Source organism: Micromonospora sp. NPDC047548, assembly GCF_040642975.1.
Classification (GTDB): domain Bacteria; phylum Actinomycetota; class Actinomycetes; order Mycobacteriales; family Micromonosporaceae; genus Micromonospora.
Genome location: NZ_JBEYTI010000005.1, coordinates 162,803 through 184,599 on the forward strand (window position 1 = coordinate 162,803; position 21,797 = coordinate 184,599).

Annotated in this window: 26 protein-coding genes, 1 tRNA gene and 1 riboswitch; of the genes, 9 read left to right on the plus strand and 18 right to left on the minus strand. The window is 69.1% G+C overall.

Annotated features, from left to right (window positions below):
- The first annotated feature begins 117 nt into the window (after positions 1-117).
- Positions 118-1,134: an NlpC/P60 family protein gene (locus ABZ807_RS07525; RefSeq protein WP_357153983.1), complete on the plus strand. Its 1,017-nt coding sequence runs from the start codon at positions 118-120 to the stop codon at positions 1,132-1,134.
- A 152-nt stretch (positions 1,135-1,286) separates the two neighbouring features.
- A riboswitch (cyclic di-AMP (ydaO/yuaA leader) is annotated at positions 1,287-1,423 on the plus strand.
- Between the two features lie 12 nt (positions 1,424-1,435).
- Complete coding sequence (locus tag ABZ807_RS07530; RefSeq protein ID WP_357153985.1) at positions 1,436-2,476, plus strand: NlpC/P60 family protein; 1,041 nt, start codon at positions 1,436-1,438, stop codon at positions 2,474-2,476.
- Between the two features lie 43 nt (positions 2,477-2,519).
- Here ABZ807_RS07530 and dcd read toward each other — a convergent pair whose 3' ends face one another.
- Positions 2,520-3,098: a dCTP deaminase gene (dcd, locus tag ABZ807_RS07535; RefSeq protein WP_357153988.1), complete on the minus strand. Its 579-nt coding sequence runs from the start codon at positions 3,096-3,098 to the stop codon at positions 2,520-2,522.
- 79 nt (positions 3,099-3,177) lie between these two features.
- Here dcd and ABZ807_RS07540 point away from each other — a divergent pair, with 79 nt between their 5' ends.
- Complete coding sequence (locus ABZ807_RS07540) at positions 3,178-3,744, plus strand: pyridoxamine 5'-phosphate oxidase family protein (RefSeq protein ID WP_357153990.1); 567 nt, start codon at positions 3,178-3,180, stop codon at positions 3,742-3,744.
- 62 nt (positions 3,745-3,806) lie between these two features.
- Here the strand turns inward: ABZ807_RS07540 and ABZ807_RS07545 are convergent, their stop codons facing one another.
- On the minus strand, positions 3,807-4,793 hold the full coding sequence (locus ABZ807_RS07545) for a zinc metalloprotease (RefSeq protein ID WP_357153991.1): 987 nt from the start codon (positions 4,791-4,793) through the stop codon (positions 3,807-3,809).
- 240 nt (positions 4,794-5,033) lie between these two features.
- Here ABZ807_RS07545 and ABZ807_RS07550 point away from each other — a divergent pair.
- Positions 5,034-5,107: transfer RNA gene (locus ABZ807_RS07550), tRNA-Gly, on the plus strand.
- A gap of 92 nt (positions 5,108-5,199) precedes the next feature.
- On the opposite strand, the gene ABZ807_RS07555 is transcribed toward ABZ807_RS07550, so the two are convergent.
- The 13 genes from ABZ807_RS07555 to ABZ807_RS07615 all read right to left on the minus strand — a co-directional run bounded on the left by ABZ807_RS07555 (position 5,200) and on the right by ABZ807_RS07615 (position 14,813).
- The gene (locus ABZ807_RS07555; protein ID WP_357153993.1) at positions 5,200-6,387 is read right to left on the minus strand and encodes a tyrosine-type recombinase/integrase; all 1,188 of its coding nucleotides are present in this window, start codon (positions 6,385-6,387) and stop codon (positions 5,200-5,202) included.
- Between the two features lie 2 nt (positions 6,388-6,389).
- Positions 6,390-6,650 (minus strand): helix-turn-helix domain-containing protein, encoded by a 261-nt coding sequence (locus ABZ807_RS07560; protein ID WP_357153995.1) that lies wholly within the window; start codon positions 6,648-6,650, stop codon positions 6,390-6,392.
- Entirely contained in the window at positions 6,643-6,840 is a 198-nt protein-coding gene (locus ABZ807_RS07565) for a hypothetical protein (protein WP_357154216.1), read from the minus strand. Before ABZ807_RS07565 ends, ABZ807_RS07560 begins: the two co-directional genes overlap by 8 nt.
- A gap of 339 nt (positions 6,841-7,179) precedes the next feature.
- A complete protein-coding gene (locus ABZ807_RS07570) occupies positions 7,180-8,778 on the minus strand; it encodes a YfjI family protein (RefSeq protein ID WP_357153996.1) in 1,599 nt (532 codons plus the stop codon).
- The gene (locus tag ABZ807_RS07575; protein ID WP_357154208.1) at positions 8,775-9,674 is read right to left on the minus strand and encodes a bifunctional DNA primase/polymerase; all 900 of its coding nucleotides are present in this window, start codon (positions 9,672-9,674) and stop codon (positions 8,775-8,777) included. Before ABZ807_RS07575 ends, ABZ807_RS07570 begins: the two co-directional genes overlap by 4 nt.
- 198 nt (positions 9,675-9,872) lie before the next feature.
- Entirely contained in the window at positions 9,873-10,169 is a 297-nt protein-coding gene (locus tag ABZ807_RS07580) for a hypothetical protein (protein ID WP_357153997.1), read from the minus strand.
- Positions 10,166-10,414 carry a hypothetical protein gene (locus ABZ807_RS07585; protein ID WP_357153998.1) on the minus strand — a complete coding sequence of 83 codons (249 nt, stop codon included), beginning with the start codon at positions 10,412-10,414 and terminating at the stop codon, positions 10,166-10,168. Before ABZ807_RS07585 ends, ABZ807_RS07580 begins: the two co-directional genes overlap by 4 nt.
- Before the next feature lie 142 nt (positions 10,415-10,556).
- A complete protein-coding gene (locus ABZ807_RS07590; RefSeq protein ID WP_357153999.1) occupies positions 10,557-12,773 on the minus strand; it encodes a cell division protein FtsK in 2,217 nt (738 codons plus the stop codon).
- A complete protein-coding gene (locus ABZ807_RS07595; RefSeq protein WP_357154000.1) occupies positions 12,770-13,102 on the minus strand; it encodes a hypothetical protein in 333 nt (110 codons plus the stop codon). The genes ABZ807_RS07590 and ABZ807_RS07595 overlap by 4 nt, the downstream gene beginning before the upstream one ends.
- Positions 13,103-13,193: 91 nt before the next feature.
- Entirely contained in the window at positions 13,194-13,985 is a 792-nt protein-coding gene (locus tag ABZ807_RS07600) for an ABC transporter permease (protein WP_357154001.1), read from the minus strand.
- Positions 13,982-14,191 carry a hypothetical protein gene (locus tag ABZ807_RS07605; protein ID WP_357154003.1) on the minus strand — a complete coding sequence of 70 codons (210 nt, stop codon included), beginning with the start codon at positions 14,189-14,191 and terminating at the stop codon, positions 13,982-13,984. Before ABZ807_RS07605 ends, ABZ807_RS07600 begins: the two co-directional genes overlap by 4 nt.
- On the minus strand, positions 14,188-14,562 hold the full coding sequence (locus ABZ807_RS07610) for an RRQRL motif-containing zinc-binding protein (RefSeq protein WP_357154004.1): 375 nt from the start codon (positions 14,560-14,562) through the stop codon (positions 14,188-14,190). Before ABZ807_RS07610 ends, ABZ807_RS07605 begins: the two co-directional genes overlap by 4 nt.
- Complete coding sequence (locus tag ABZ807_RS07615) at positions 14,562-14,813, minus strand: DUF6284 family protein (protein WP_357154005.1); 252 nt, start codon at positions 14,811-14,813, stop codon at positions 14,562-14,564. Before ABZ807_RS07615 ends, ABZ807_RS07610 begins: the two co-directional genes overlap by 1 nt.
- Positions 14,814-15,228: 415 nt before the next feature.
- Here ABZ807_RS07615 and ABZ807_RS07620 point away from each other — a divergent pair, with 415 nt between their 5' ends.
- The 3 genes from ABZ807_RS07620 (at position 15,229) to ABZ807_RS07630 (ending at position 17,149) form a co-directional block, all read left to right on the plus strand.
- Positions 15,229-16,011, plus strand: coding sequence for a GntR family transcriptional regulator (locus ABZ807_RS07620; protein ID WP_357154007.1), 783 nt, complete (start codon positions 15,229-15,231; stop codon positions 16,009-16,011).
- On the plus strand, positions 16,004-16,549 hold the full coding sequence (locus tag ABZ807_RS07625; RefSeq protein WP_357154009.1) for a GNAT family N-acetyltransferase: 546 nt from the start codon (positions 16,004-16,006) through the stop codon (positions 16,547-16,549). Before ABZ807_RS07620 ends, ABZ807_RS07625 begins: the two co-directional genes overlap by 8 nt.
- A gap of 270 nt (positions 16,550-16,819) precedes the next feature.
- The gene (locus ABZ807_RS07630) at positions 16,820-17,149 is read left to right on the plus strand and encodes a hypothetical protein (protein ID WP_357154010.1); all 330 of its coding nucleotides are present in this window, start codon (positions 16,820-16,822) and stop codon (positions 17,147-17,149) included.
- A 544-nt stretch (positions 17,150-17,693) separates the two neighbouring features.
- On the opposite strand, the gene ABZ807_RS07635 is transcribed toward ABZ807_RS07630, so the two are convergent.
- The 3 genes from ABZ807_RS07635 to ABZ807_RS07645 all read right to left on the minus strand — a co-directional run bounded on the left by ABZ807_RS07635 (position 17,694) and on the right by ABZ807_RS07645 (position 20,524).
- Positions 17,694-18,551 carry a hypothetical protein gene (locus ABZ807_RS07635; RefSeq protein WP_357154012.1) on the minus strand — a complete coding sequence of 286 codons (858 nt, stop codon included), beginning with the start codon at positions 18,549-18,551 and terminating at the stop codon, positions 17,694-17,696.
- Positions 18,544-19,104: a SigE family RNA polymerase sigma factor gene (locus tag ABZ807_RS07640; RefSeq protein ID WP_357154013.1), complete on the minus strand. Its 561-nt coding sequence runs from the start codon at positions 19,102-19,104 to the stop codon at positions 18,544-18,546. The genes ABZ807_RS07635 and ABZ807_RS07640 overlap by 8 nt, the downstream gene beginning before the upstream one ends.
- Before the next feature lie 433 nt (positions 19,105-19,537).
- Positions 19,538-20,524, minus strand: coding sequence for a tyrosine-type recombinase/integrase (locus ABZ807_RS07645; protein WP_357154014.1), 987 nt, complete (start codon positions 20,522-20,524; stop codon positions 19,538-19,540).
- A 41-nt stretch (positions 20,525-20,565) separates the two neighbouring features.
- On the opposite strand from ABZ807_RS07645, the gene ABZ807_RS07650 reads away from it, so the two are divergent.
- Positions 20,566-21,099 carry a UTRA domain-containing protein gene (locus ABZ807_RS07650; protein WP_357154015.1) on the plus strand — a complete coding sequence of 178 codons (534 nt, stop codon included), beginning with the start codon at positions 20,566-20,568 and terminating at the stop codon, positions 21,097-21,099.
- Complete coding sequence (locus ABZ807_RS07655) at positions 21,099-21,707, plus strand: GNAT family protein (RefSeq protein WP_357154017.1); 609 nt, start codon at positions 21,099-21,101, stop codon at positions 21,705-21,707. Before ABZ807_RS07650 ends, ABZ807_RS07655 begins: the two co-directional genes overlap by 1 nt.
- Positions 21,708-21,797: the final 90 nt, after the last annotated feature.

Genomic DNA, 21,797 nt, shown 5'->3' on the forward strand with positions numbered 1-21,797 from the left:
ATGACCCACCTTGAATTCGACCCGCCGCTTCCCTAATGTGGGGCACCGACCGCTGTGGGTCGTCTGCCTCCGCCTTCCCCTCAGCGAGGCGCCTGGCGGTCGGTCGCTAAGGAGTCGGTGCTGGTGGCAACCATGCCCCCCCATCGTCACGCCCAGGGTCGTCCGCCAGCTCGCCCGGTCGGCCTGCGGCGGGTCGCCCGCCGCCTGCTCACACTGTTCGCCGCCGTGGCCGTCGGCGCCGGGATGCTCGCCGTGCCGGCGCACGCCGCGCCCACCCCGGAGGAGATCGAGGCGGCGATCGACAAGCAGTGGGAACAGCTCGAACCGACCATCGAGCAGTACAACAAGGTCCGCGCCCAGTTGAAGGTCAACCGCAAGAAGTCCGCCGAGCTGGAGAAGAAGATCCAGCCGCTGGCCCTGCAGACCGAGCTGGCCATGAACCGGGTCGGCGACCTCGCCTCCCGCTACTACATGACGGGCCCCTCGCAGGACCTCGCCGCGCTGCTGATCAGCGCCAAACCGGGCACCCTGACCGAGCAGCTGACCATCCTGGACCGCCTCGCCGCGCGGGAGCGCAAGGAGCTCCAGGTCGTCACCGACACCCGGCAGAAGTACGACGGCGAGAAGCAGAAGCTCGACGCGCTGATCGCCGCGGAGGTCAAGCAGGAGAAGGAGCTGGCCGCCAAGAAATCGCAGATCAACGCCGAGATCAAGCGGCTCCAGGCGGCGATGCCGAAGACCACAGTCAAGACAGCTGGCTGCCCGACCATCAACGGCGTGGTGAGCTCCGCCGCGCAGACCGCCATCCGGGTGGCCTGCCAGCAGACCGGTAAACCGTACGTCTGGGGCGCCGACGGGCCGAGCTCGTTCGACTGCTCCGGCCTCACCCAGTACGCCTACAAGGCCGCCGGGATCTATCTGACCCACCACACCGGCGCCCAGTGGAACGAGGGCAGGTCCATCCCGCGTTCCGAGGCACGCCCGGGTGACCTGGTGTTCTTCTACAGCGACCTGCACCACGTCGGTCTCTACCTCGGCAACGGTCTGATGGTCCACGCGCCCCGGACCGGCAAGCCGGTCCAGGTTTCCAGCATCGACTACATGCCGGTCGCCGGGTTCCGACGACCGAGCTGACCCGTCCGACCTCACCGCGAACCCCCGGTCACCTCGACCGGGGGTTCCGCGTATCCGGACCCGGCACGGCACGTCGGGTTGCGGATCGATAACGGTCGTCTCTACTCTGGTCATTTGTCGGCCGCCGACGATCCGTCCAACCCGGGCGGCAGCGGCCGGCACCGCCGAGTCGCCTCCGGGCGAGCCGGGGACCCAGGTACGCCGGGGTGAATCCGCAGCCACTGCGGTAGGGCGCTCCCTTCCCGCCCGAACCCGTCAGCTAACCCGGTAGGCGGTCGCGGAAGAAGGAGTACGGAGCCCGGTGGCACACCATGCCCCGCGGTCACCGTCGCACCGGTCGACCCAGGTCGCCCGGCGGACGGCTGCGCCGCGCCCACGCTGGTCCCGCTTCACCACCGCCCTCGCCGCCCTCGCCGGTGCCGCCGTCGTCCTGACCGGTGGCGCCACGGCGGCCCATGCCGAACCCTCGGTCACCGAGATCGAGCGGCAGATCGACCAGGACTGGAACACCCTCGAACCGATCATCGAGCAGCACAACGCCACCCGGCAGGACCTCGCCGCCAAGCGCCGGCAGGCCGCCGCGCTGGCCAAGCGGATCGAACCGCTGCAACTCCAGGTCGACCTCGCGATGAACCAGCTCGGCAGCCTCGCCGCCGAGGCGTACAAGGGGCAGGGCGTCTCCGCCGTCAACGCCCTGCTCGGCAGCCGCTCGCCCAGCGAACTGGTCAACCAGCTCGAACTGCTCGACCGGTTCGCCGAGCGGCAGCAGCGCGACGTGCAGGCCGTCAAGGATCTGCGCGACCAGCTCGCCGCGAAAAAGGCGCCGCTGGACGAGATGGTCGCCCAGCTCGCCCGCACCGAGGCCCAGCTGGCCGCGAAGAAGAAGCAGATCAACGCCGAGATCGACCGGCTGCAGAAGCTGCGGCTGAAGGTGTACGGCAACGGTGGCGGCGGCCCGCTGCGCCCGGCCCCGTGCCCGGCCGGCTACCCCGGCGGCCCGGCCGGGACCGCGGTCAAGTTCGCCTGCGCGCAGATCGGCAAGCCCTACGTCTGGGGCGCCGAGGGCCCGAACTCGTACGACTGCTCCGGGCTGATGCTCGCGGCGTGGGCGAAGGCCGGTGTCTCGCTGCCGCACAACGCCCGCCAGCAGCGCCAGGTGACCGCCCGGGTCAGCCGGGCCGACCTGCGCCCCGGCGACCTGGTCTTCTACTACGCCGACCTGCACCACGTCGGCATGTACGTCGGCGACGGCTGGGTGGTCCACGCCTCCCAGGCGGGAGTGCCGATCAAGATGAAGCGGGTCGACGACGGGCCGGTCAACAGCTACGGCCGGCCGGGCTGAGCGCGCGCCGGGCCCCCGGGGTTCCAGGGGCCCGGCGCGGCGGTCAGCGGGTGGGCCAGGTACGCCAGTGCTGCCAGGAGCGGCTCGGGGTCGGCCCGCGCTGGCCCTGGTAGCGCGACCCGTAGACGGCGGAGCCGTACGGGTGCTCGGCCGGGGACGAAAGCCGGAAGATGCAGAGCTGGCCGATCTTCATGCCGGGCCAGAGCGTGATCGGCAGGTTCGCCACGTTCGACAGCTCCAGCGTCACGTGCCCGGAGAAGCCCGGGTCGATGAAGCCGGCGGTCGAGTGGGTGAGCAGGCCGAGCCGGCCCAGGCTCGACTTTCCCTCGAGGCGGCCGGCGAGCTGGTCGCCGAGGGAGATCACCTCCAGCGTGGAGGCGAGCACGAACTCGCCGGGATGCAGCACGAACGGCTCGCCCTCGGGGACCTCGACCATCGAGGTGAGCTCGTCCTGCTGGATCGCCGGGTCGATGTGCGTGTACAGGTGGTTGTTGAAGACCCGGAAGAGCTTGTCGAGGCGGACGTCGATGCTGGATGGCTGCACCAGCGTGGGCTCGAAGGGCTCCAGCGCGAGCGTGCCGGTCTTGATCTCGGAGACCAGGTCGCGGTCGGAGAGCAGCATCGGCACACCATATCGAAGCGGACCGGGCGACCTGCGTGTCGGACTGCACTTTCGTACACGTGTTCGATAGGATGTCCGTATGGCTTCCTGGTCCGAATTCGCCGCTGACGAGCCCCGACTCGCCGACGGGATCCGCCTTCTCCTGCAGCAGTACGGGCCGGGCTTCGGCTACCTGGCCACCGTCCGCGCCGACGGTGGGCCCCGGGTGCACCCGGTCTGCCCCGTGATCACCGACGAGGGCCTGTTCTGCTTCGTCGTCGACTCGCCCAAGCGGCGCGACCTCGAACGCGACGGGCGGTACGCCCTGCACTCGTTCCCGCCGGAGGAGAGCGACGACGAGGCGTACGTCGCCGGCCGGGCGCAACTGGTCACCGACCCGGCCCGGGTCGCCCGGGTGGCCCGCATCGGGCGGGCGGCGCCGCAGGTCGACTGGCGGCTCTTCGAGTTCAGCGTCGACGTGGCGATGCTGACCCGCCACGACCAGGGTGGGCTCGGGCCGTCCGGCGAGGGTCAGGGGCGGCCCGGCGTCCAGGTCTGGCTCGACCCGGGCGCGGCCCATTGTGGCGGGGACGCCGCGGGCGTACCCGATCGGCGGCCGGCCCGCCACGGCCGCCACGGTTTCGACACCCGCCGCCCCGCCGCCTGACGCGGAAACGCCGGTGCCGGCCCCGTCGTGCGACGGAGCCGGCACCGGCGTCTGCTGTGGTGTTACGCCGCGCGGTAGGCGTTCCACGCGGTCAGCATGCGGCTCGCCTGACCAACGGTGAACTGGTACATGCACGAGTCGTAGGTGTAGTCCATGAAGTTGGTGATCGGGTCCAGGCCCGCTGCGGTGCAGGTGTCCCGCCCGGTCGGGCACTGGAACGCCGGCGAGGCCTCGGCCGGGGTGTCGTCGACGCTGTCACCCGAGCCGGCGCAACCGCCCTGGAAGGTGTGGTAGAGGTTCAGCCAGTGGCCGATCTCGTGGGTGCCCGTGTCGCCCTGGTTGTAGTTGGTGGCGGTGCCACCCGGCAGCGACTCGCTCAGCACGACCACGCCGTCCATGCTGTTCAGCTTCTTCTGCGGGAAGGTCGCCCAGCCGAGCAGGCCGCTGCTCAGCTCGCCCAGGTACATGTTCAGGGTGTTCTTGCCGCCCTCGCGCAGCGACGTCTTCATCGACCGCTCCGCCGAGGAGCCCTGCACGATCGGGTACCAGGACGGGTTGGTCACCCGGTTGATCTTCTGGAGCTGGAAACTGAAGGCGGTCGCCGCGCCACCGGTGGCGCCGCTGTAGGCCTGGTTGAGGACGCTGATCTGTGAATTGATCAGCGAGTCCGGGATGTTGCCGCCGGCCCGGGTGCTGTCCCGCTGGATGACGTGCACGACGACCGGGATGCTGACGGTGGCCAGCGGGGCGGCGGCCTGGGCGCCGGCGCGGAAGCTCGCCCGCTCGCGCAGCGCCGCGGCGAGGTCGGCCTCGCGCTCACGGACCTGCTTGGCGGTCAGCTCGTTGGGTTCGTGCTTGGCGATCCCACCGGCCTTGATCCGGGCGTCCGAGTGGACGTCGGCCGGCTCGGCGCAGGCCTCGGTCGGCGCTGCGGAGAACGCGGAAGCAGCGGGGACGACGCCGACTGCGGCGGTGCTGAGCAGCAGCGCGAGGGTCGTCGACGCGACACCGGCGGCACGCCGGGTCAGCAGGTTGGGACGGAGTCCCATGGGCCCACCTCTTTCTGGCGATGCGACGGGGGTATGTCGCACCGTGGTCGAAAACGTGGGGGTGACGTTACAACCGATCGACAGATTTGAAAACGGTGATGTGTTGCCGATGTGAAAATTTTTCCGCCCGTGGATACGTTGCGTTGCGTTCAAGATCGATTGCGGCGGAGGGTACGCCCGGCGCGCCGGGGGGTACCTGGGTGCGCGGCGGCGGTGGCCTCAGGTACAGTGGTGCCGCCTGCGGGTGTAGTTCAATGGCAGAACATCAGCTTCCCAAGCTGACAGTGCGGGTTCGATTCCCGTCACCCGCTCCAACGCACGAAAGCCCTGGTCAGGACGAGAGTCCCAACCAGGGCTTTCGCGTTGCCAGGGGAGCTGAAACAGGCCGTGGGCCATTAGCGGGCCATTAGCTCGCCTCGGCGGCCGGCTCGCCATCCCCGGGAGCCTGCCTCGGCTTGCGCTTGCTCGGCTTGCGCCGCGCCGCCTTCACCGCCTTGTCGATCGCGTCGGCGATACCTTGATCGGCCTCCCGGTTGGCGTGCTGGTAGATCAGCGCGGCGCGTGGGCTGTCGTGGCCCATCCGGGCCATGATGTCCCGCAGGCTCGCACCCGGTGCCCGCGACGCGAGCGTGTTGCCGGTGTGTCGCAGGTCGTGAAAGTGCAGGCCGGACGCGGCCACGGCGGCCACGGCCTCGGACCACTTGACCAGCTTGTTGAAGTTGCCGCGCCAGAGGTTTCGGCCGCTCTCGCCGGTGAACACGAACGCCTCGGATGCCTCGCCGACGTAGTTGGCCATGTGCTGTTTCAGTACGGGTAGGGCGGACTTCGGCAGTGCGACGGTCCGCACGCCCGCCCGCGACTTCGGCGGGCCGAGGATCAGACCGGTGCCCCGGTGCTCCACGAACGCCTGACGTACCCGTACCGTGCCGGCCGTCATGTCGATGTCGCATCGTTGCAGGGCCACCACCTCGCCCCACCGCAGACACCCGAACGTCGTGACCAGGATCAATGCCCGGAAACGCTCCGGCATTCGCTCGGCCAACGCGAAGATCTGCGGGACGGCGAGGACCGGTCGCTCTGCGGGCTTTTCCTGGTCCGCGCCCACAACGCGGCACGGGTTCACCCTGATCAGCTCGTCCTCCTTCACGGCGGTCATCAGGATCGCGCGCAGCAGCCGGTATGCCTTTGCCGCCATGGTCAGCGACACACCCTCGGCAAGCAGGCGCGCCCGCCACTCGCGGACCATGGGCGTGTCGAGCCGGTTGAGCGGCACGCCGCCGACGTACGGCGTGATGTGCTTGCCGAGGGTCCACCGGTACAGATGCACGGTGCGGGGCCGCAAGTTTGGCCGCTCGGTGATCCATCGTTCCGCATAGTCCTGCAACCGGATCTTTCCCCGGTCGGGGTCGATCCACTCGCCTCGGGCCATTTGCGCCTCGATCAAGGACAGGTAGCGTTCGGCCTCGGCCTTGCGGGCGAACGTTTCCGGCGCGGAACGGATCTTGCCGTCCGGGCCGGGGTAGCGAGCCTGGTAACGGCCCGATTCCCGCTTGCGGATGCTCCCGAATCTGCGGTGTCCGTCTTTGTTCGCCATGATCAGGCAACGCTCCTCAGTCCACGCCATACGGTCTCGGCAGTCATGGGTTCGACTCGGCTCGCCTGCACGAATGAGGCGAGGTCAGCAGGGTCGAATCGGATGGAGCGGCCGAGGCGGTGGAATGCGATTCGCCGCTCGGCAACCGCTCGACGGAGGTAGCGCACGCTCATCTTGATCCGCTCGGCGGCCTCTTCGATGGTCAGAAGCTCCGTGGGCAGTGCAGGCTCTGGCGCGGGCTTGCCGGTGACTCGCTCAGCCATTGATGCCCTCCTTCGGGGTGGCGTCGAGGTAGATGCGCTGGAACATCGGGGATCGGCGGTCGGGGTAGGGCTGGGAGATGGCGCGGATGTGCAGCATTTGGGCGATGGCGGCGAGCGCTGCGGCTGTTTCAGCGGGTGTGCCGTGCAGTCTGATTCGCACGGTGAGGGCCTTTCGGTCGGCGCGGGTCACTTGTGGACGAACGGGGAGGCATCGCCGCAGAACGGCTTAGGACGGCCCGCTGAGAGCCACGGAGACGCAAGATCCGGGGAGGGTTGGGGTAAGGCGTAGGGCCGAACCGTCTGCGTGGCTCTCAGCGGGCTGTTTCCGGGGTGCCGGCGGCCGTGCCGGTACCGATGGGCGTCGGCGAGGGGGTGGGAAGCGCTGACACGCTGACAGCAGCGCACTTCTAGCGACGTTTCCACAGGTGGGCTGGGGTGCGGTGCTGTCAGCGGGGGGCGTTGACAGGCGCTGAAAGCGCTGACACCGGGCGGGTTGTCGGCGGGTGCTGTCAGCGCCTGTCAGCGCCTGTCAACGCGGGGCGCTGACACCTTCGCGGGTGTCCTGAGCTGCGGAAACGTCGCCGGTCGGGGCGATTGTCAGCGTGTCAGCGCTCCCGGGGTCCTCCGCCACCGCGCGGGGGTGCAGTTCGTAGCGGCCGTCCGGGCCGTGGCGGACCCACCCGAGGGCGGTCAGCTCGTTGAGCACGGCGGTGACCTCTTCGGACTTGGGCAGCTTGCGGGCTACCCGGCGGTGCACCTCGCGGCGGGTGAAGGTGGCCATGCCCTTGTTCGTGAGCACGCCGAGCACGTACCGGGCGTTCTCGATGGCGGCGTCGCTGCCGATGGTGGTGAGCGCGGCCCGGTAGTGCGCGGCGAAGAACTCGGCCAGCCTCACGGCGTCGGCCATGCGGTCGCCGTCGATGGGGCGGCGCCAGGCGTCGGCGGGGTGGTGGGCGACGTGCAGCAGTCCGGCCAGCCGGAGGGTTGCGCCGGAGAGCTTGTTGCCCCACTCGCGCATGTCGTGCAGGGTGCCGCCGGGGCGTAATTGCGCCTCCACCTCTTGCGCGGCGGCCAGGCGCACCCGCCCCGCCTCGGGAGTGAGGGCGATTACGGCCGGGTCTTCCCACTCGGCGAGGGTGGCGGCCAGGTCGTGCACCCGGTGGCCGTAGCCGGTGGTGACCTGTTCGGGCACCGGTTCGGTGTCCACGAGCCGGTAGCCCGCGAGGGATCGGGGCAGGGCGAACAGGAACCGGGCAGGTAGCCCTCGGCCGGCGAGGTCGGCGTTGCCGCCGAACTTGCGCAGCACGGAGGGTTGCGCCATGACGCACACGGTCAGCGCGGGCTTGTCGACTGAGGCACCTTCGCGGGTCTGCCGTTCGTTGCTCATCGGCTGCCCGGCGTGCCCTTTGAGGTAGGGGTCGAGGTTGGGTGCGCCGGAGTATCGGCCGGCGAGGGTGTCGAAGATGCCGCCTTCATCGCTGATGATCGCCATCCGTCCGCCGTTGGCGGCCATGAGGCCGATGAGGGCTTCCGGGGTGGCGTCGTCCACGATCAGCCGGGGCAGGCCGGGAACGGTGATGGCCTCGGCGGCGATGGCGGCGGCCACGGCCTCGGCGGATGCGTCGTCGCGCTTGCCGGGGTCGGTGGCCTTGGCGGCTTGTGCTTTGGCTTGTTCGGCGTGCCGGTCGGCGATGTCGCGCAGCGCGGCGGCCTCGGCGATCCTCGGCCGCATCGCCTCGCCGAGCGTCGTCTGTGCGGTGAACAGCGGCAGCGTCATCGCCCGGTGAACGGGTGACTTGCGCTCGCCGGGGCCAGCGATGACGGCGGCGAACACGTTCACCGGCTCCCGCCATCCGGCTACCGGCTCGACTTCCAGCCGGCCACCCGCGCACGCCGAGAGCACGGCGACGGCGAGGGTGCCGGCCATGGCCGGGTCGGTCTGGGTGAACCGGGCGACGCCGGTCACCATGTCGCCCAGCCAGCGCGGGAACACCTCCACCGGGAACGGCGGCGGCGCGGCGTTGGGGCCGGTCAGGGGCACTGGAACATCCCACAGCGGGCCGCCCGCGGTCGCCTCTGCGGTGGTGTCGGCGGGGTCGCTGACGAGGTGGAGACGGGCGGCGCTCATGCGGCCACCTTTCGGGGACGGTGGGCGCCAGCGGTCAGCCCGGATCGGACGGTGCGGTACGCCTCGGCGGTGCGCAGCCCGGCCGTCACGCCCGCCTGTTCCAGCACGCTTTGGGCATCGTCGGCGGTGAGCGCGCCACCGGCCGCGAGTTGGCCGAGTGCCACGGCGGCGATGTAGAGCGCCCGGTTTCGCTCACCCGGCGCGGCGGTGGTCACCCGCTCCACCTCGCGGCCGACAGCGGCCCGCACGTACGCCCCGGCGCGGTCGGTGGGCAGCTCCACCACCACCGGCCGTTGCGGCGGCAGCGGCGCCGGGGCCAGCAGCGCCGCCAGCCACGCCGGCAGCGGGGCCGGGTCGGTGTTCAGGTCGACGGTGTAGCGGCGGCCGGCGACAGTGCTGCCGACGGCGACCACGTAGCCGCCGTGGGCGCGGGTGTCGACCATCGGGCCAAGGGTGCCAGCGGTGTTGCGCAGTGCTGGCCCGTCGTCGGGGTGCCGGTAGTAGAGGTGGGTGCCGCCTCGGCCGGTGGTGACGGTGTAGGTGGCGTCGATGCCGGCCCCGTGCTGGGCGGCTAGGTCGGCGAGCACGGCCAGGCCGTCACGCTCACCCGGCCCGGCGTCGCCCTTGGGCCGGTCGAGGTCGACCACTACGAGCCGGGACGGCCCGCACGCCAGGCCGATGCCGTAAGGGCGGGTCGACCACGCCCGGCGGATGCGGTCGGGGTCGGTGGTGGCGCGGGGCTCCCACCCGAGGTGGTGGCCGGCGGCGCGGCAGCGCGGGTCGCGGCCGGTGCAGTCGTCCGCCGGGTGGTCGGGAAACGCGGGCCGCTTGTCGTCGGGGCGCAGCGGGAAGACGTGCCATCCCCGTGCGGCGTGCGCGAGGGCGGCGGCGAGCATGTCAGCGGTAGGCACAGCGTGCCTCCCTTCCGGTGAGGGTCGGGGCGTGCAGTGGTGTCGATGGGGGCTCGGGCTTCCCGGCCACGGCGGCCGGGGTGTGCGCCGGGCAGCGCAGCCCTTGCAGGTAGGGCCGCAGCCCTCCAGTGGTGTGGCAGTAGCGGCCGGCGGTGCCGATCCAGTGGCCGCACCGCCCGGCGGTCACCGGGCGGCCCGCCTCGGCCGGGGCCGCGCGGCGATGGCGGCGGCGGTGACGGCCTGGCGCAGGTCGCCGAGCAGTCCCACCAACTGGCGGCGGGCGGGCAGCTCGGCGGCGGCCAGTGCGACGCGTACGCGTACCTCGGCGTGCTCGCGGCCGGCGGCGGTGCGCACGCGCACCAGCACGGCGCGGCCGTGGCCGGGCAGGTCGACCACGATTTCCTCGGAGCGGTGCTCGCCGAGGTTGCAGCGGTGGTCGCGCCCGCACCACTCGGTGTGTCCGGCCGCGCGGCGGTTCATCGGTTCGCCTCGGTGCGCAGGCGGTGGAAGGTGTTGAAGACGCGCCGGCCGGTGCGCAGCCGCATGCCCCGGTCGCAGCGGCGGCAGGCACGCGGGTGGCGCAGGACGCGGGTGGTGGTGCGCCCGGTGCCGGCGCACCGCTTGCAGGTGGTGAAGGGCTTGACCCAGCACAGCCCGGCGTAACCGAGTGTGACCGGGGCGGCGATCGTGACGACAGCGATAGCGAGGGTGAGCAGGGGGTTCACAAGTGCCTCCCGGGCCGGTTTTCGGGCGTGAACGGCCGTGAGCTGCTATCCGCTAGGCCGCAGCTCATGATTCGGATGGGGTGCTAGCGGGGGTGCTAGCGCTAGCAGGTCGGGCCGCTAGCGCTAGCACCCTCGCGGGTTGTCAGCCGGCGGACCGCTTTCGATCACGCTCCGCAATCGCCTTGAGGAGGTCGGCGTGCTTGATGCCGCGCCGGGTGGTCGGCTTGCCGTCGATGCGCCGGCCCACGTCGCCGACCTTCACCAGCGGGTGGGGCTTGAGCGCGGTGGAGAGCTGCGCGGCTTCCCACCCGCCGTACACGTCGGGCCGCAGCTCGGCCAGCAGACCGCACAGCGTCTCGTTCCACACGGCCTTGTCGTCGCCCGGCCACACCCGCGCCAGGTCGCCGAGCACATCCGCGACCGGCGCGACCTGGCGGGTCTGCTCGTCAGGCTCGGGCAGCGTGCCGGCGGCCGTGCGCAGCGCGACGGCGCGGGTAACGACCTGGGCGGCGGTGGCGGTGTTGACGTAGTACGACTTCACCGCCGACGCCTTGGGACCGAAGCCCCGCAGGATGCCCCACCCGGCCTCATCGACCGGCACGAACACCGTGGCGCGCAAGCCCTGCTTGTAGGCCGAGGTGCCGAGGATCATGTCGTTGGCGGTCTGGTCGGCCACGGACAGGCAGTACCGGGAGTTGACGTTGCGGCTGATGCCGGTGGGCAGGCTGTCCTTGTCGGGAATCTGCGTACCGATCGCGATGATCACGCCCAACGCGCGGCCGAGCTTGATGACCTTCTCCAGCTTCTCTCCGGCGTCCTTGCCGTACTTGCTGGTCATCAGCTCTTGCAGCTCATCGAACCAGGCGACGAGGGGGTGAAGCCCCGACCCCTTGAGCGACGCCAGTTCCGGGGTGACCTTGTTCTCCGGGGCCTTGCCCAACCGGGCGTAGTGCTCGATGCGCTTGGAGCGGCGGCGGCACTCCTCGTACAGCCAGTCGATGAACCCGGCGCACCGGGCGAGGGTTTCGTCGTCGAAGCCGTTGCCGTACTCGCTCATGACCGGTTCCAGGACGGCGAAGTCACCAACGCCCTTGAGTTCGTAGCCCCGGATCTCGGCGCGCGGATCGAGGGACGCGGCCAGCAGCAGCAGCCGCAGCGCGAACGTCTTCCCGCTACCGGGCTGACCGCCGAACAGCCAGTTCCGGAACATCATCTCGGCGTCGATCGCGTCCAGTCGCGGGGTGGTGGCGAACGGGAACGCCTTGAACAGGTCCACCTTCGCCCCGGCCGACAGCAGCGGCCAGGGCGGCGGGGCCATCTGCGACGCCGGCTCGTAGCCGACCCACAGCGCCAGGCGGCCGGTGTGCCCGGGTGCCGTCTCGGGCCACACCTGATCCAGCGGCAGCCGCATCGCCGAGGCGAGCTTGCCCCGGCGGGCCACCACCTCGGATGCCTCCACCCCGTACGGCAGGTCGACCACGGCGAGGTGGCCGGGTCCGTCGCGGTGGATGTCCACCGGGAAGCTGATCGCCTTCGCGTCCTTGGCAACGGCCGAGTTGATGGCTGGCAGTTGCAGCGAGGTCAGCGACCGGCGGACCAGGTCGGCGGTGAGCTTGCGGTAGCGGGTGCCCTCGGTCACCCGGTCGGTGAGCGGCTTGTCCGCCGGTCGGCCGAGCGTCGCGAGCAGTGGCAGCACCGCCAGCAGGGCAACCCACCGCCACCAGGACGGGCCGAGCGCCAGCAGGATCACACCGGCCACCATCGCGCCGGCCGACGCGGCGAGCACCCACCACCGCCAGACCGTCTGGCGCTGCCGGCGGGCGTCGAGCTTCATCCACGTGTCCGCGTCGTTGCGGGACGCGGCGGCCTGCCGCAGGTGCCAGTTACCTTCCTCGGCGCTGGCCCAGTGCAGCGCCCGGCCGACGCCCCGGAACAGCCCGACCGGTGCCCACACGGCCGTTTTCGCCGCGTACTTCGGCAACCGGACCCCGTGGTAGGCGGTGACGTAGCCGGCATCCTTGCTCTGGTGCCGCACGGCGGCACGGAAACCGCGCCACGAACGCGCCCAGTCGGCCAGGATCGGCCGGCGGCTACGCTGCCGGGCCAGCACGTCCGGCGGGATGTCCTCGGCGGCGTCGACCGGCCCGCCCTCGCGGTCCGGGGCGTCGTCGATGCTCTCGGCGTCCTCGCCGCTGTCGTCGTCGGCCTCGGCCGGCGGGCGGGGCTGCGGCACCCGGCGGGCGCGGGCGTCGTCCAGGTCCACCACCTCGGCATCCGGGCCGGTGGTGGGATCGGTCAGGTCGTTCTCGGCGGCCTGCCAGTCGAAGCGGTCGCCGGGTTCGTTGTTCGGGGCGGTCATCGGGACTCCTTCCCGGGGCGAATGACAGCGATGGGGGCGCACAGGCGGGCGTACTGGTCGATCTGCCATGGCGTGGTGCGCATCAGACCGCGCTCGGCGAGGGCGGCGGCGACGGCGGTGAACTCCCGCTCGTCGGGCCGGTCGTATTCCTCCATGCGGGTCGGCAGGCTGCTAACCCACTCGGTGCCCTGCGTGTAGCGGATGAGCAGGATGTAGCCGCCGCACGCGGCGGGGGCGATCGTGGCTCGCAGTGGGGTGCCGAGCCAGATGGGGCGGCGGGGCCGCAGGCGGGTCGCTGCTTTCAGCAGCGCTCGCAGGGGTGACAACATCAGAGGTCTCTCCTGAGGGTGTGAGTGCCGGATGGGAGGGCCGGCGGCACGGCATCGGTTTGCAGGCCAGGGGCCGTGCCGCCGGGCGGCGCTAGTCGTGGGTGCGGACGAGGTGGGCGAGGGCGGCGCCCATGCCGAGCACCGCGACGGGCAGGCAGGCGACGGCGGTGGTGATCCACCACGGGGCGGACTCGATGCCGGCCGCCTCTAGCAGGTGGTAGGCGACCTGGCCGAGTGCGCCGACCACGAGGGAGCCGAGCGCGGACCACTTGGCGAACCGGCGTGCCGGCTCGGGCACCCGGCCGGACAGCCACACGTAGAGGGCGTACGCGCCGTACGTCTCCACGCCGATCGGCAGGGTGATCGCGCTGTTGATGCTGAACCCGTCCGCGATGCCGGGCAGCGGGTGCACGATGCCGAATCCGGTGAGTCCGCCGAGGCCGACCCACCCGGACCAGATCGCGACGAACGCGGGCAGGGCCAGCAGCACCACCGGCCACACCACCGCCGGGCGGGCCGGGGCGGGCGGGGTGGGCGTGTCCGGGTGACCGACCGTGCTGACCTCGGCGGGCGGCTCGGCCGGCGTGATCTCCGGCGCTGGCGTCGGGTCCGGCTCGGCCGGCGGCGCGGGCTCGGGTGCGGCCGGCACCGGGGTCGGGTCCGTGGCGGCCGGGTCGGCGGTGTCGGCCGGCGGCGCGGCGGGCTCGGTCTTGAGCAGGGCGAGCAGTTCGCCGGCCTTCGGCGCGCCGATGCGGAACTCCCGCATCAGCCGGTTGCGGGACGGGAACGCCTCGCCGTCCGGCAGGTTCAGGTTCCGGGCGGTGGGCAACAGGGCCTCGATGGGCTGCGGGTAGCGGGTGCCGTTGATGGTGGGGGCGGTCATGACGGCTCCTCCGGGGTGTCGGTGGGGGCGTAGATCAGGCCGAAGAGGGCTTCTTGCAGCGCCAGGAGGTCAGCGCCGCACCCGTCGTACGACTCGGCGATCGGCGGGTAGCCGTGCTCGGCGAGCACGCGGGCCACGTCGAGCGCGAGGCCGAAGGTGAAGCGGGGGTCATCGGTGGGCGGGGGGATCGGGTAGCGGCGCGTCATGCGGCCACCTCCTGCGGGTAGGCACAGGTCAGGCACTCGCCGAGCGAGCGCGGGATGTAGTAGGGCCGGACCACGCGGCAGGTGGGGCAGGTCCGGCGGGCGGCCAGCGCGGCCCGGATGGCGCGCAGCTGCGCGGGGGTGGCGGTGCGCTTGGGTCGGGCCAGGTCGACCCGGTAGAGGTAGGCGGCGCGGGTGCCGCCGACGCCGCGCCAGAGGATCTGTGCGGCGATTGGTTGACCGCCGGGGCGTAGGCCGGCGGCGCGTAGTTGGCGGCGGGTGGCGTAGCCGGGCGGGGCACCTCGCCACCAGTAGGTGGGGATGCCGTACCGCGTCCCGTCCGGGTCCCAGTAGGCGGCGCGGATGCGAGACATCAGGCCGCGCGGTGCGGGTTGGTGCGGGGGTGCGTGGGGAGGTCGGCGGCGGCGCGGGTGACGCGGGCCTCGGCCCGCCGCAGTCGCCGCCAGTCCAGCGGCGACGGGCCGCCGTGGTCCTCGGCGTAGAGCATCGTGATCTCGGCGTCCAACAGGTCCAGCTCGGCCGCGATCAGCGGCCACTCCGTGTCGATCGCGGCCAGGTCGACGTCGGTCGGCTCGGCGGTCACGGGGGCGAGGTGCTTCCTCACGGGAAACCTCCGGGGGGAGTCGATGAAGTGGGGGACGGTCCGGGATGCGACCAGACAGGCCGCACCCCGGGACGAACAGGAAGAAGAGGCAGAAGCCCAAACCGCGTGCCAAGACCCAGCCCGCTCGCCCCGCTCGCCCGGGATTTACCGGGGTCGACCACCGTGTGGCTCAAGGCGGGGATGCCGCAGACGGATCTACGCGGCGCTTCTGCTGTGGAGTTCTCAATGAACGACCGCGCGGAGGTCCGTAGGCGCGCAGCGCAGAGCGCTGCCTTCCCCGGCAACCACCGGCTTTGTCGAGTCCGTCTGTACTGACTAGACAATGGTGCTGACACGGAGGTTGGCAGACGCCGGATGCAGGTGTCAAGCGCTCTGCCTAAACTGTCTAGACAGACGCGAGCGCAGAGGAGGCGGCATGGCCGCAGCAAGGCAGGGCAGGGTGTCTGTGTGGGCTCAGATCGCCCAGGATCTAAGGTCCAAGATCGCGGACGGCACCTTGGCCGTCGATGCTCAGCTACCCACAGAGGCCGACCTGACGGCCCAGTATGGGGTGGCTCGTGCGACGGTTCGGCAGGCGCTAGCAGCCCTTGTAAACGAAGGCTTGATCGTCCCTCGCGCGCCGCGCGGATACTTTGTCAGGCACCGTAAGCCGCTCTTTTATCGCCCGCAGACAGAGTTCCGGCCGCAGCCCAAGACCCCGGAAATGGACCGCTTCATGGCGGATCATTCCGCCGATGGTCGAGAGCCTTGGCAGTCGATTGACGTTGCAATTGTGGCCCCGCCACCGGATGTCATGCAGCGCTTGAAGCTTCAAGAGGGAGAATTGGCGGTGGTTCGCCGTCGGGTGCGCCACCTTGACGGTGAGCCATTCAATACCAATGACAGTTACTTTCCACTGCGCTTCGTTCAGGATACGGAGATCATGCGTCCCGTCGACATTCCCAGGGGCGCGAATCAAGTTCTAGCCGAACATGGCTACCCGCAAGTGCGGGCGCTGGATGAGATCTACGTTCGGATGCCAAGTCCCGATGAAGTGCAACGGCTTGAACTTGCTCCCGGCACCCCGGTTGCCTGCCATGTTTGCACCGGCCTCTGCCCCGACGGCACCCCCGTCCGCGTCGTGGTGAACATCTTGCCGGGCGACCGGCACGTCATCGTTTACGAGCGGGATGGAATGCCGGCGAAAGACCATGAATGAGCTACGAATTCGGCATGCCACCGCGAGCGACGTGCACGGGTTGTTGGACCTATACGAGGCTACACAGCGATGGCTCATGGATCAGGGTAGTGATCAGTGGGCGAACAACACCCGAGACAAGATGCGCCCTAGATTCATGCGCTCTATCGAACAGGGCGAGTGCTATATCGCAGAAGATGGCGGCAGGCTAGTAGGGACGGTGACGGTCGACGACTACGCCGATCCGGAATTCTGGCAGCCGGAAGATCGGCCCGACACGGCGCTATATGTCCATCGAATGGCCGTAGACCGCGCTAAGTCTGGCAGAAACATTGGCGGCGCGCTTCTGGATTGGGCGGCCGGGGTCGCTGCATCAAAGGGCCGCCGATGGCTCAGACTCGACGCCTGGCGAACGAATGAAGCACTGCACCACTACTACGAGAGGCAGGGGTTTGCTCCCGTCCGCGTTGTTGACCTAGCGCACAGAGGATCGGGGGCGCTCTTTCAGCGTGCCGCATTCCCACCACACCGCCTATTACGAACCCGGGCTGCGTACTAGTACGGCAGCCGCCATTGGTTAGTTGACCAGGGCGTATTCGCGGCTCAGGCGGTTGCGTTGGTGGAACCAGCGTGGCTGTGCGCCGCTGGCGGTCCGGACGTAGATCCTGAGGCCGTGGCCAACTGGCGGGTAAGGCCGCCTTGCGTTCAGTTACTTGAAGGACACCTTGATCATGGCTGTTAGGCTGTCAGCCGACCGTGAAGGTGTGGCGAAGGCAGGGACTCAATGTGGCGATGGCACCAGGGCCGCGATCTCAGTTGGTTGATTAAGGTGGTGCTGGTGGTGGCAATTTGCAGCAGTATCTGGCTGATCAGCAGCCTGATCGGCGTCGACCACCTAAGCGACGAGGAGATCCGCGACGGCCGACCGTGCACCGCCACCGTGCTCACTGTCACCGACACGCACAACTCGATCAACGAGAACAGCGTGTACGAGGTCAAGCTGCGGGTCCAGCCCACCGACGGCGCCGCGTACGAGGCAACCGTGCGGGACGCGCTTAACTCGGTGGAAGCTGGTCGCGTGGGTGCTGGCGCGACCGAGTTCCGCTGCATGATCGACCGCAACGAAGCTTCCCGGGTCGAGGTCTTTTGGTCCGACTGACCTTGAAGGGGTTTGAGAAACCGCTGACCAACGCTGCACGCCAGCGGCAGGGCGGTCTTGACGTCAGCCTTGAGTTCCGCGACGCCGCAGGTCGGTACTGGCTACGCGACAGAAGCGGCTACCTCCACGAACTGCCACGGCCACGGCCCCCGCTTCGAGACTGATGCGGCCATCCGTGCGGGAAGTCTCTGTGCCGAATGCGTGCCCGAAGTTGACCGCTCTCGCCTACCTCGGCCGACGTTCGCCCAGCTCAACGGCAGAATGCGGCCGGGAGAGGCGCATCCCTCCGGAGGCGGGGGCGCAGGTTCGAATCCTGCCGGCGCCCGGCCTAGGCGGCAAATGAGCGGCGCAAAAAGACAGCAGCGGGCCGTATGCCCTGCTCAGGGGCATACCGGGGATGGTCTTGAAAACCGGTAGGGCGGCAACGTCCTCGTGGTTCGAATCCCACACTCTCCGCTCCCTGAACAGCCAAAACGCCCCCTGACCAGCGCGAATGCTGATCAGGGGGCGCGTAGGATCCTTGTGCTTCGATCTCGCGTCTCGCCTAGGAGCAAAGAACTCCGGGGGTAGGCGTCGCATGGGGTTCACCCGAGTTATCTCTCGGGTTTTGTACACGATTACCGGTGTGGAACCCGCCGGTCACAGTGTGCTTGATTCGGCCAGTAGAGTCATATGCCGTGATTGTAAGTCGTTCAGGGCCTACGTATTCCTTGGGGCCGTTGTTGGCCTCAGGTGGAAGCGGCTTGGCGCTACGCACAGCCCAAAAGAACGTCCAGTCATTGACGGCGGCCTGAGTAAGGTGGGCGTCTGAACTGCGGCCCTCGGAAGCGACGGTTATCCGGCTTGCCACTCCGCTGTAGATGCCGACGTCAACCACGCGACCCGCTTCCAAGGGAAGCTGCCCGGTTTGAAAATGCCAAGTCTTTCCCTTGGCGGAAAAGCTCTCACCGGGACCACGTGAGATTCCGACCATGTCCCACGGGACGGTATAACCGGTCTGCTTGTCGCGAAACGCAATGGTGAATAGAACGTCGTCCGGATTGCCGGTCAGCGCAAGAACGACAGTGAACTGCTTCCGGTCCGGCCCTTCAATGTTGATTCCAGTCTCGACTGTAGAACTGGGAAGGCTTGCACCCTCTCCGAGCGACGGCGTTGGGCAGGCCGGCGAGCTGAGGGTTGGTAGGCTGCCAGCCTGGAGTTGACCACCCTGCTCGTTGCCGACCAGCATGTAACCAGGCACCGCCAAAGCAGAAGCCGCGAGGGCCACTGCCGCAGTCGCAGTTCCAAGACGCGTCGCGCGAATACCACGCGCCCGTCGGCGGATCCCATCCGGCGTAATGTGTAGAGACAAGTTGGCGGTTTCGGCTCGCATGGCCTTGCGGAAATCGTCGAGGTCAGACATCACGGCTCCTAGTTGAGACTGGGATAGCAACTTCAGGTCGTAAGACGACCGTGTGATTTGGTTGCTTGAGATCGGGAGAGGCTCTCAATTTGGCCAAAGCTCGGGCATTGGTGCTCTTGACCGTGCCAACGGAGATGCCCAGTTCTGCGGCAGTTTCCTGTTCCGTGAGGTCAAGGAAATACCGGAAGACAACCACGGCGCGTTCGCGATGAGTGAGCCGGCGCAGTGAACGCATTACTGTGTCTCGCTGAGCAATATCGGCACTAGCGTCGGTGCGATCCTGACGCTCGGGAAGACGGTCTGTCAGTAACTCCCGCCGGCGGAGCCTCCGCCACCAGTCAGTATGGAGGTTCACAAGGGTCCGTCGGGCATAGCCGAATGCATCCGTGTCACCGGACCGCACTCGGGGCCAGGCAAGATAAACCCTCGCTAAGGCTTCGGCGACCAGGTCTTCGGCCCGGTGTGTGTCGCCCCCGCTCAACAGACAACCCACTTGAAATAGCCGATACGAGCATCCACGGACGAATTCATCGAAGCTGTCCCGTTCCGCCATCGGGCTCCTTCCTCACGCTTGGTCGACCTACCTCATACGACACGCGGGCCAGAAAAGGTTGCGCCAAATCGCCGGGAAGACCGGGCTTCGTCTCATCCTGCCTTCGACCTGGGCGGATCGAACCATGGTGCGCCGCCCATGCCAGCGCTACCGCCCCCCGTTGCCCGGCACACGCATCGGGCGGCTGCCGTACGTGGGGAGGTCCCCCTGCGCTCGCCCGCCGGCTGGGTCGGGCCATTAGCGGGCCATTACGCCTGGCCGATCAAGGTCACTCCAGGCCACCCGAAGGGCTGCCGACCTGGCAGCAGCGTCGGTTGCCAGCGGATCTTGTACGGTTCCCAAGCTGACAGTGCGGGTTCGATTCCCGTCACCCGCTCCACATACGAGGCCCAGGTCAGGACACGTTTCCCGACCTGGGCCTCATGCATGCCGATCACTTCTTGCGCTTGCCGTGCCCGTTGCGTGCCCGATCTCGGCCCTTTTTGATCTGCTCGCTGAGGCCATCGGCGATGTGCTCGTCGCGCTCCCGGGCCGTGTGCTGGTAGATCATCGCGGCCCGAGTCGAGGCGTGTCCCATCCGGGCCATCAGGTCGGCGAGGCTGGCCCCGGTCCGTGAGGCGAGGGTGTTCCCGGTGTGCCGCAGGTCGTGAAAGTGGAAGCCGGGCAAACCGACCGCCGACACGGATACCCGCCAGTTGCTGGTGCGCTGGAAGTTGGAGCGGCGTAGGGCAGCGCCGGTCGCGCCAGTGAAGACGAGCGCGTCCTGGTCGTCGTCAACGAAATCGTCCAGGTGTGCGCATACGTCGCTGCGGATCGCCGCAGGAATGGCGACGGTCCGCAGGCTGGTGTCAGTCTTGGGCGGGCCGAAAGTCAGGGTGCCGTCCTGGCGCTCGACGAGGGTCGCGCGGACCGTCAGGGTCCGACAGCGTGGGTCGAAGTCGCGGCGGCATAGGGCTGCCAGCTCTCCGTAGCGGAGGCTCGTGAAGGCGGCCAGCAAGATGAGGACGCGGAGGCGTCGGGGCACGATGTCGGCGAGCTGGAAGACCTGGGCGACGGTGGCGGTCGGTCGCTCAGTCGGCCGTTCGATGCCCGCGCCTTGAATGCGGCAGGGATTGCGCCGGATGAGTTCGTCGTCAACGGCGGTGTTCAGTACGGCGCGAAGAAGGCGGTACGCCTTGGCCGTCATCGTGGCGCTGACACCATCAGTGAGAAGGTCAGCACGCCAGGCCCGGATGGCACCGGGAGTCAGGTCGGTGAGGAAGTAGTCGCCGAGTCGCGGCGCGATGTACTTCCGGTGTAGCCAGCGATAAAGGTCGACCGTCCGGGGGCGCAGGTTCGGGCGGTGGCCGATCCACTCGGTGAGGTAGTCACCGAGGGCGATGCGGCCCAGGTCCGGGTTACGCCAGGTTTCCCGGGTCATGTACGTGAGGGCGGGGAAGCTTTGTGAGGGCGGAACCACCGATGCGCTACTACGCCTCGCTGACGGGATCTCGCCAGCGGCGCTTGGAGGCCGAGCGGAAGCGCGACACGTTCGGCCAGCAGATCGAAGCGCAGGGCAAAAGGCCGAAGCAGGTCAGCAGCGTCGAAACGGTGCCCGCGAATGCCGAGATCGCCGCTCACCTCGGGTTGCAGGCCGGCGACCTGGTAGCCGTCAGGCGGCGGGTGCAATACGCCGACGACGAGCCGTTGCAGCTCGGCGACAGCTACTACCCCTTGGCGATCGTGCAGGACAGCAAGATCATGGATCCTGCCGACGTGGTCGAGGGGACGGATCAGGTGCTGGAAGACCGAGGTCACACGCCCACGCGCTACCAGGACGAGATCACTTGGCGCATGCCCACCGCCGAGGAGGCCACGGCGCTCCACCTGGGACCCGCGACGCCGGTCGGTCGGCTACTCCGCACGACGCTCGACCAGAATGATCTACCAATCGAGGTCTACCAAGTGATTCTGCCGGGTGACCGACACGTCCTGCTTTACGAGGTGGAAGCCTGATGGATCTCACGCCTGTAACCCTGACTGGATCGATCATCCGGCTGGAGCCGCTTGGGCTCCACCACGCAGCCGACCTACTTAAGGCGGCCTCGCACGACGAGATCTGGTCGTATCTTGACGAGCCCACGCCGCAGCGGATCGAGGATGCCGAAGCACTGATCCGGGACGCCGAGAACGAGCAGGCGCAGGGTGCCCGACTTCCCTTCGCCACGATCGACCAGAGCACCGGCGAGGTCATCGGAAGCATCAGCCTGATCGACATTCGCCAGCGTGACCGAGCCGTCGAGGTTGGGTGGGCTTGGCTGACGCCGGGAAGCTGGCGGACCGGCGCATCCCGTGAATCCGTCTTCCTGCTCATGCGTCACGCCTTCGAGACCATGGGGACCATCCGCGTTGCCTTTAAGACCGACAGCCGCAACGTCCGGTCCCAGAATTCGATCCTCGGCATAGGTGCCAAGCAGGAAGGCGTCTTCCGCAACCACCGCATCCTCAGTGACGGCTACGTGCGGGACTCGATCTACTACAGCGTCATCGAAGCGGAGTGGCCTGCCGTCCGCGACCGCTACCAAGCTCAACAGGCAGTCGGCCGCCTGCCGGCTGAACGGTGAGAACTTTCTATACGTCTTCAAGTGCGGCCCTGAAGGGCCGCACGCGCCGCCGCCTGGGCGCGCGTCCGACGCTCCGCTGTCGCTCCACGC